The 7,855-nt window shown below is 62.2% G+C and carries 5 protein-coding genes and 3 pseudogenes; 5 read left to right on the forward strand and 3 right to left on the reverse strand.

Annotated features, from left to right (window positions below):
• Positions 1-12 precede the first annotated feature (12 nt).
• Together PMI24_RS29785 and PMI24_RS29790 are read right to left on the reverse strand one after the other, a co-directional pair.
• Positions 13-768 carry a methyl-accepting chemotaxis protein gene (locus PMI24_RS29785; RefSeq protein ID WP_443200799.1) on the reverse strand — a complete coding sequence of 252 codons (756 nt, stop codon included), beginning with the start codon at positions 766-768 and terminating at the stop codon, positions 13-15.
• A gap of 102 nt (positions 769-870) precedes the next feature.
• Positions 871-2,259 (reverse strand): annotated as a pseudogene (locus PMI24_RS29790) (HAMP domain-containing protein); the annotation flags it as partial.
• Between the two features lie 215 nt (positions 2,260-2,474).
• On the opposite strand from PMI24_RS29790, the gene PMI24_RS16880 reads away from it, so the two are divergent.
• The 3 genes and pseudogenes from PMI24_RS16880 to PMI24_RS29800 form a co-directional block, all read left to right on the forward strand.
• On the forward strand, positions 2,475-3,794 hold the full coding sequence (locus tag PMI24_RS16880; RefSeq protein ID WP_007955962.1) for a Na+/H+ antiporter family protein: 1,320 nt from the start codon (positions 2,475-2,477) through the stop codon (positions 3,792-3,794).
• 242 nt (positions 3,795-4,036) lie between these two features.
• Positions 4,037-4,813: pseudogene (locus PMI24_RS29795) on the forward strand (cache domain-containing protein); the annotation flags it as partial.
• 312 nt (positions 4,814-5,125) lie between these two features.
• Positions 5,126-5,719, forward strand: a pseudogene (locus tag PMI24_RS29800) (methyl-accepting chemotaxis protein); the annotation flags it as partial.
• 21 nt (positions 5,720-5,740) lie between these two features.
• Here PMI24_RS29800 and PMI24_RS16890 read toward each other — a convergent pair.
• Positions 5,741-6,676 carry a LysR family transcriptional regulator gene (locus PMI24_RS16890; RefSeq protein ID WP_007955966.1) on the reverse strand — a complete coding sequence of 312 codons (936 nt, stop codon included), beginning with the start codon at positions 6,674-6,676 and terminating at the stop codon, positions 5,741-5,743.
• Positions 6,677-6,787: 111 nt separating this feature from the next.
• On the opposite strand from PMI24_RS16890, the gene PMI24_RS16895 reads away from it, so the two are divergent.
• Positions 6,788-7,276, forward strand: coding sequence for a DMT family transporter (locus PMI24_RS16895; protein WP_007955969.1), 489 nt, complete (start codon positions 6,788-6,790; stop codon positions 7,274-7,276).
• Between the two features lie 3 nt (positions 7,277-7,279).
• Positions 7,280-7,735, forward strand: coding sequence for a DMT family transporter (locus PMI24_RS16900; protein WP_007955971.1), 456 nt, complete (start codon positions 7,280-7,282; stop codon positions 7,733-7,735).
• The last annotated feature ends 120 nt before the right edge of the window (positions 7,736-7,855 follow it).

Genomic DNA, 7,855 nt, shown 5'->3' on the forward strand with positions numbered 1-7,855 from the left:
CGGGCTTGAGCGTCAGACGCGGAACTGATCCATCAAACTCTGCTGCTGATTCGCCAGACTATTGAGCGACTGACTCACCCGCGCCGATTCATTCGCCTGTCCCGACAGCGATTCCGTCACATCACGAATCGTCGCCACGTTGTTGTTGATCTCTTCGGCCACCGCGCTCTGCTCTTCGGCAGCGCTGGCGATCTGCAGGTTCATGTCGCTGATCACCGTCACCGCATCGCCGATCTGGCGCAGTGCGGTCACGGCCTGGCCGACCTGTTCGACGCTGCCCTGGGCCTGACGATGGCTGTTGCCCATCGAACCGACCACGTCCTGGGTGCCGTTCTGCAACTGTTCGATTACCTGACGGGTTTCTTCCACCGACTCCTGAGTGCGGCGGGCGAGGTTGCGCACTTCGTCGGCGACCACCGCAAAACCGCGTCCGGCTTCACCGGCACGGGCGGCTTCGATGGCGGCGTTCAGGGCCAGCAGGTTGGTCTGTTCGGCGATGGCGCGGATGGTTTCCAGCACCGCGCCGATCTTCTCGCTGTTGGCGGCCAGGCCTTCGACTTGCACCATCGCTGCGCTCATGTCGGCGGCGAGGGTGTCGATGCTGGCGGTGGTGCGGTCGATCACGGTCAGGCCCTGGCGGGTGGCGCGATCAGCATCCTTGGCGGCTTCGGCGGCTTGCGCCGCGCTGCGGGCCACGTCCTGAGCGGTGGCGCTCATTTCGTGGGACGCGGTGGCCACCTGATCGACCTGACGGTATTGCTGCTCCATGCCGGCGCTGGTCTGGGTGGCGATCGCGGAAGACTGGTCGGCAGTGTTGCGCGCATCCTGCACCGAGCGTTTCACCTCGGCGATGATCGGTTGCAGCTTGTCGAGGAAACGGTTGAACCAGCCGGCCAGTTGACCGAGTTCATCCTTCTTGTCATAGGCCAGACGGCGGGTCAGGTCGCCTTCGCCGCTGGCAATGTCTTCCAGCATGTGGGCCACGCCGAGGATCGGTTTGGTCACGCTGCGGGCCATCAGCCACACCAACAGCAGGCCGATCAGTGCGGCGAGCACGCCCAGGCTCAGCTCGATCAGGGTGCCCGAGGTGTTGCTGGCATCCAGTTGTTGCTTGAGCGCTTCGGCGCGGCTTACCAGCACTTTCTCCGGCACATCAAGCAACACGCCCCACGACGGGCCGCCGGGAATCGGCTGGAACGGCGACAGCACTTTCAGCTGCGCGTTGCTGTGCAGGCTGCTGACGGTGTGGCTCGAAGCGAGCAGGCGCAGCAGTTCGGCGCCGCTGGTGGTGTCCACGGCATCCAGACGCTGGCTGAGTTTATTGGCGTCCGGGCTGTAACCGGCGAGCAGGCCGGCGGGGCTGATGATGCTCACGGCGGTCTGGCCGTCATAGAGCTTCTTGCTGGCGCTCTGGCTGATCGCTTGCAGGCTGTTGAGGTTGATGTCCACCGACAGCGAGGCGATGACTTTGCCGTTGACCATCAGCGGGAACACGATGCTGGTCATCAGCACCTTTTGCCCGTCGATCACATAGAAGTAGGGTTCGATCACGCACGGCTTGAGCGTGGTGCGCGGGCAGGTGAACCAGGCGTTGGCGGCCTGGCCGCTGGGGCCGGTGCTGGTGTCGGCCATGTCGCTTTCCGGCAGAGCCATCGAGGTCACTTTGCCCGGGGTCGGCTGCGACCAGTACAGGGCGAAACGGCCCTTGTCGTTGCTGCCCAGTTCCGCCTGGCCGGCAAACAGTTCGTCCTTGCCGTCCAGCGCATTGGCTTCGAACACCAGCGACAGGCCGAGCAATTCCGGGTTGGCCTGCAGCGCCGATTTCACCTGACGGGTCATGTCTTCGCGCAGGTCGAAAGCATCGAGGAAGCGCTTCTCGGCCTGCTCGCGCAGGAACAGCACCTGACGCGAGAAACCGTGGCCATATTGATAGGCGTCCATGAACTGCTGGCGAATGCCTGCTGCCTGGACTTCGCCCTGGGATTCGATGCGAGCCTGGGCCGATTCGGTGAGCATTTCCATGCTCGAAGCTTTCACCAGCTCGGAACTGTGCTCCATGCGATACAGCGAAAGACCCACCAACAGGGTCACGATACCGGCCAGGCAGAGCCCGGCGAGCAGGGTGATTTTCCATTGGATGGAAAGTTGTCTGAGCGACATGGAGACGTCCTTATTCGATAAATATCTGAGACTTTGCACTGTAACGGCCGCGTTTCGACTTTCTTTATGGCGCAAATGCAATATGGCGAATTGACGCATGTTGTGGCGGATATGCCATCTTCAGCGCATCGATCATGCAAAGTTACACAGTGCCCCGACCGCTCGCTTTGACACTGCGCCCGCTCTGCGGCACAGTGCGCGCCCTTCTAATAAGACCCTCTATGCAAATCCGCTGGCGACCCTCGTGGCTTGCCGGCCGGACTCATCCTGTCTGGCGGTGAATGGCTTTACCGTCGTGTTTTTGAGGTAGTGAAATGAATGCAGTGATTGCTGCGGTCGGCGTCATGCTGATCCTCAGCCTGTCCCGGGTGCATGTGGTGATCGCGTTGATCGTCGGTGCGCTGGTCGGTGGCCTGACCGGTGGTCTGGGCATCGACGCCACGCTCAAGGCCTTCAACAGTGGCCTGGGTGGCGGGGCGACGGTGGCGTTGTCCTACGCGTTGCTCGGCGCTTTCGCCGTGGCGATTGCCAAGTCCGGCCTGGCCCACGCGCTGGCCGACAAGGCCCTGGCGATGGTCGACCGTCAGCATGCGACCGGTGGCGGCAGCGTCAAATGGATGCTGATCGGCCTGCTGTGGGTGGTGGCGATCGCGTCGCAGAACATCCTGCCGATTCACATCGCGTTCATTCCGCTGCTGGTGCCGCCGCTTTTATATGTACTGACCAAACTGCAACTGGACCGCCGGCTGATCGCCTGTGTCATGACCTTCGGCCTGATCACGCCGTACATGGTGTTTCCGGTCGGTTTCGGCAACATCTTCCTCAACCAGATCCTGCTGGCCAACGTCAGCAAGGCCGGCGTGGACATCAGCCAGATCAACGTCATGCACGCCATGGCCATTCCGGCGGCGGGCATGGTCTTCGGGCTGTTGCTGGCGGTGTTCTTCAGCTATCGCAAGAAGCGGGTCTACGACCTGGAAAAGATCGAGCAGGTGGAGCAGGTCAGTGTCGCCTACAACCCGATGACGATCGGCATCGCCGGTCTGGCCATCGCGGCGGCGTTCATCATTCAGTTGCTGCTGGATTCGATGATTATCGGCGCGCTGGCCGGGTTCCTGATCTTCTCGGCGTCGGGCATCGTCAAATGGCGTGAGACCGACGACCTGTTCACCGAAGGCATGAAGATGATGGCGATGATCGGCTTCATCATGATCTCCGCCTCGGGTTTTGCCGAAGTGCTCAAGGCCACCGGTGAAGTACGTTCGCTGGTGGAAAGCGCGGCGGCGTGGATCGATCACAGCCAGGCCATTGGCGCGCTGTTGATGTTGCTGGTGGGGTTGATGGTGACCATCGGCATCGGTTCGTCGTTCTCCACGGTGCCGATTCTGGCGGCGATTTTTGTGCCGCTGTGCGTGCAACTGGGCTTCAGCCCGATGGCGATCGTCTGCATCGTCGGCACCGCCGGGGCGCTGGGCGACACCGGTTCGCCAGCCTCGGACTCGACCCTCGGCCCGACCTCCGGCCTCAACGTCGACGGCCAGCATCATCACATCTGGGACACCGTGGTCCCGACCTTCCTGCACTACAACCTGCCGCTGCTGGCGTTTGGCTGGGTGGCCGCGATGGTCCTGTAAACACCCACTCTGATCGTTCCCACGTCGAGGCGTCGAACCGTCCGCGTGGGAATGCAGCCCGGGACGCTCCGCGTCCCAAAGCGTGACGCAGAGCGTCACAAGAGGCATTCCCACGCAGAGCGTGGGAACGATCTGCGTCGAGCCGTCCGCGTGGGAACGATCTCAAGCTGCAGCTCAACTTTTGGTTTCGCGTGCCGTTAACGCCTTTATCCACGCCAATAAAACCAAAAGAGTGAGCCCCCATGCGCCTGAGTCTCAAGGCTAAAGTCCTGTCCCTTGCCGTCCTTCCGGTCTTGCTCTTTGCGCTGGTGATCAGCCTGACCACGCTGTTCATCCTTCAGGAACAGGCGCGCAAGGAAGTCGAACAGACCCGCGAGCGCCTGCTCGGCGATGCCAAGGCCACCCTGGCCAGTTATGTCGCCGTGGCCATGACCACCATCAAACCGTTGTACGACGCTGCCACCCCCGGTGACGCGGACGCGCGGGCGCAGGTGATCAAGCTGTTGTCGAGCATCAAGTACGGCAAGGACGGCTACTTCTTCGGCTACGACTCCGAGACCGTGCGCCTGTTCAAGGCCAACGACCCCGAAGGCGTGGGTAAAAGCTTCAAGGACAACCGTGACCCAAACGGCGTTTACGTCAACCGCGATCTGGTGAAAGTCGCAAAGGACGGCACCCACTACCTGCAATACAGCTCGCCGTTGCCGGGCAACGCGCAGGTGCTGGTGCCGAAACTCGGCTACACCGAATACTTGGCGAAGTGGGACATGGCGGTCGGTACGTCGGTCAACCTCGATGGCATCGAAGCGCAAGTGGCGGTGGTCGAGGCCAAGGTGCAGGAGCGCATGCAGGGCGTGGTGCTGAGTATCGTCGGCGTGGCGGTGGTGGTGCTGCTGGTGATCGCGGCGGCGGGGATGCTGCTGGCCAACACCATCCTGCGACCGCTGACCCTGATGAAAGCCAACCTCGATGACATCGCGGCGGGCGAGGGCGACCTGACGCGGCGCCTGACCATCACCAGTCAGGACGAACTCGGCGAGCTGGCCAGCTCGTTCAACCGGTTCGTCGACAAGATCCACGGCCTGGTGCGGCAGATCACCGAGATGACGTCGCAACTGACCGGTCTGGTGACGCAAGTGTCGGATCAGGCCCAGCGCTCCGATCAGGCCATGGAACGTCAGCGCCACGAAACCGATCAGGTCGCCACGGCGATCAATGAAATGTCCGCCGCCGCGCAGGAAGTCGCCAAGAGCGCACAGAACGCCGCCGTCGCTGCGCAGCAGACCGACGAAGAAGGCCAGACCGCCAAGCGCGTGGTGGCCGGCAGTATCAAGCAGATTCATGCGCTGGTGGACGACATCCGCAGCAGCGGCGTGTCCCTCGACAGCCTGCAGCAGGACGTGTCGTCGATTGTCGGCGTGCTCGGGGTGATCCGTTCGATTGCCGAACAGACCAACCTGCTGGCGCTCAACGCCGCGATCGAAGCAGCCCGGGCGGGCGAGGCCGGGCGCGGGTTTGCGGTGGTGGCGGACGAGGTGCGGGCGCTGGCGTCGCGCACGCAGATCAGCACTCAGGAAATTCAGGGGATGATTGATCGCTTGCAGGCGGGGACGCAGTCGGCGGTTGAAGCGATGCGTCGTTCCAGCGAGGCGGGTGACGGCACGTCGGCCCAGGCCAATCAGGCGGGTGCGTCGCTGGATGCGATGGCGGATCTGATTGCGACCATTAACTCGATGAACGCGCAGATTGCCAGTGCTGCCGAGGAGCAGACGGCGGTGGCCGAAGAGATCAACCGCAGCGTGCATCAGATTGCGGTGGCGGTGGATAACGTGGCGGATGAGACCCAGTTGGGGGCGCAGACTTCGCGGAGTCTGGCGGAACTGGGGCAGCGGTTGGGCAAGTTGGTTGGCCAGTTCCGTATCTGATGGCGCTGTCGGGACAGACCATCACGGTCTGTCCCAATACGGCACCTCGCCAAAACACTCAATAAAGAAATCAATCACCGTCCGCACCTTCACCGACAACCGCCGGCTCCCCGGCCACAGCACCGAAATCTGCTGCGGCTCCACACTGTTCGACACCTGATAATCCCCCAACACCGGCACCAGCGTGCCCTCGCGCACCGCCTCGCCGATTAGCCATGACGGAAACATCACCAGCCCCAGCCCTTGCACAGCGGCCTGGGTCAGGGTGTCCGCGTGGTTGCCGGTGATCGGGCCCTTGACTGAATACGGCGTCCACTCGCCCTGATCCTGACGGAAGAACCAGCGCTGCTGGCCGGTCGCGCCCTTGTAGGCCAGGCACTGGTGGCGGGCGAGGTCGTCGGGATGCTGTGGCGTGCCGAAGCGCTTGAGATACGCGGGACTGGCCGCGACCTGAAATCGGTGTGGCGCGAGGATCCGTGCCTGCATGCTTGAGTCGTGCAGCGGACCGATGCGGAACAGCAGATCGGCGCCTTCCTGCAGCGGATCGATGTAGTGATCGGTCTGCTGGATGTCCAGTTGCAGCTTCGGATAGCGCTCGCACAAACGGCCGAGCCATGGCGTCAGATGGCGTTGGCCGAACACCACCGGAGCATTGATCCGCACCAGGCCGGTCGGTTCGCTTTGCTGTTCCTGCAACGCCTGTTCGGCTTCTTCCAGTTGCACCAGCACCAGCCGCGCGTGGTGGCCGAGCATGCGCCCGGCTTCGGTCGGCGTGACCGCGCGGGTGTGGCGGTAGAGCAATTGCTGGTTCAGCGCTTGCTCCATCAACTGGATCTGCCGGGAAATCGAGGAGGGCGCCACGCCCTCGCGTCGGGCGACTTCGGAAAAACTGCCGTGGTCGAGCACCGCCACAAACAGTCTTAGCGCCTTGAATCCCAGTTCGTTGAGCCCGTGCATCGTCTGTCCTGCTGTGCGAGTTACGCAAAAGTGTTGTCCGGATGCTCCCATTTATCGCACAGCTGCGCCAGCCGATAATCCGCGCCATCGTTTCCTTCAGAGGTTTTTCAGATGCAGTCGTTTGATGAAGTGAGTGCTGCGCCGGCCCCGGTCGCGCGGCCTGGTTTGCGTTTGTTGCTGTTGCCGCTGGTGATTCTGGCCGGCATGGGTTTGTCGGTGGAGGCGGGGTTGCTGGGGCCGTTGGGTGAGCAAGTCGGGCATTTGTGGGCGACCTTGAGCATTTTCGGGGTGGGCTCGGCAATTCTGTTTTTGCTGTTGCTGTTTGCGGGGCCGCAGAAGGGGCCGGCGCTGACGGATCTGCCGCGCTGGCAGTTGATCGGCGGGTTTCTGGGGCCGATGTATGTGGTGGTGTTGACGTTGGCGACGCCGCATATCGGGATTGCGATGACGATGATTGCGATTTTGTCGGGGCAGGTTGGCAAGAGTGTGTTGATTGACCATTTCGGGTGGTTTGGGGCTGTGCGCAAGAAGGTCAATGCTGAGCGGTGGCTGGCGTTGGGGTTGATTGTGGCGGCTTTGGTTTTGATTGCGCGGGGGTGAGTGATGAGTCTGGTTATTTTGTTGGCGGTGGTGGTGTTGGCCGGAGCGGTGTTGAGTGTGCAGGCGGCGATCAATGGGCGTCTTGGGGAAACCGTTGGTGTTCTGCGCAGTAGTTTGTTGACGTTTGTCGTCGGCGCTGTGAGCACGGGGCTGCTGATTCTGTTTTTCGAACCGGCCCATGTGGTCAGCCTGCTGGACGTGCCTAAGTGGCAGCTCAGTGGCGCGTTGTTTGGCGTGGTTTACATGATGGTCATGGTCGGTGCGGTACCGCGCGTCGGTACGGCCGTGGCTACGGTGGCGGTGATTGTCGGGCAGTTGGGGATGGGGATGCTGATTGATAATTTTGGGTGGTTGGGGAATCCGGCGATTGAGCTTTCGGGGGCGCGGGTTTTGGCGATGGTTTGTCTCGGGCTGGCGCTGGTATTCATGTATCGCAGTAGCGTGCGGCAGGCTGATTGAGTGAGTGAATATCCGTTTTTTCGGGTGCGGCGGCTTATGGTTCCGCCCTTACGGCGGGTCACTTTGGCAAACGCCCCAAAGTAACCAAAGGTCTTTTGCCCTGACGTACGGCCCTCGCTG

This window comes from Pseudomonas sp. GM25 (assembly GCF_000282255.1).
Lineage (GTDB): Bacteria > Pseudomonadota > Gammaproteobacteria > Pseudomonadales > Pseudomonadaceae > Aquipseudomonas > Aquipseudomonas aphyarum.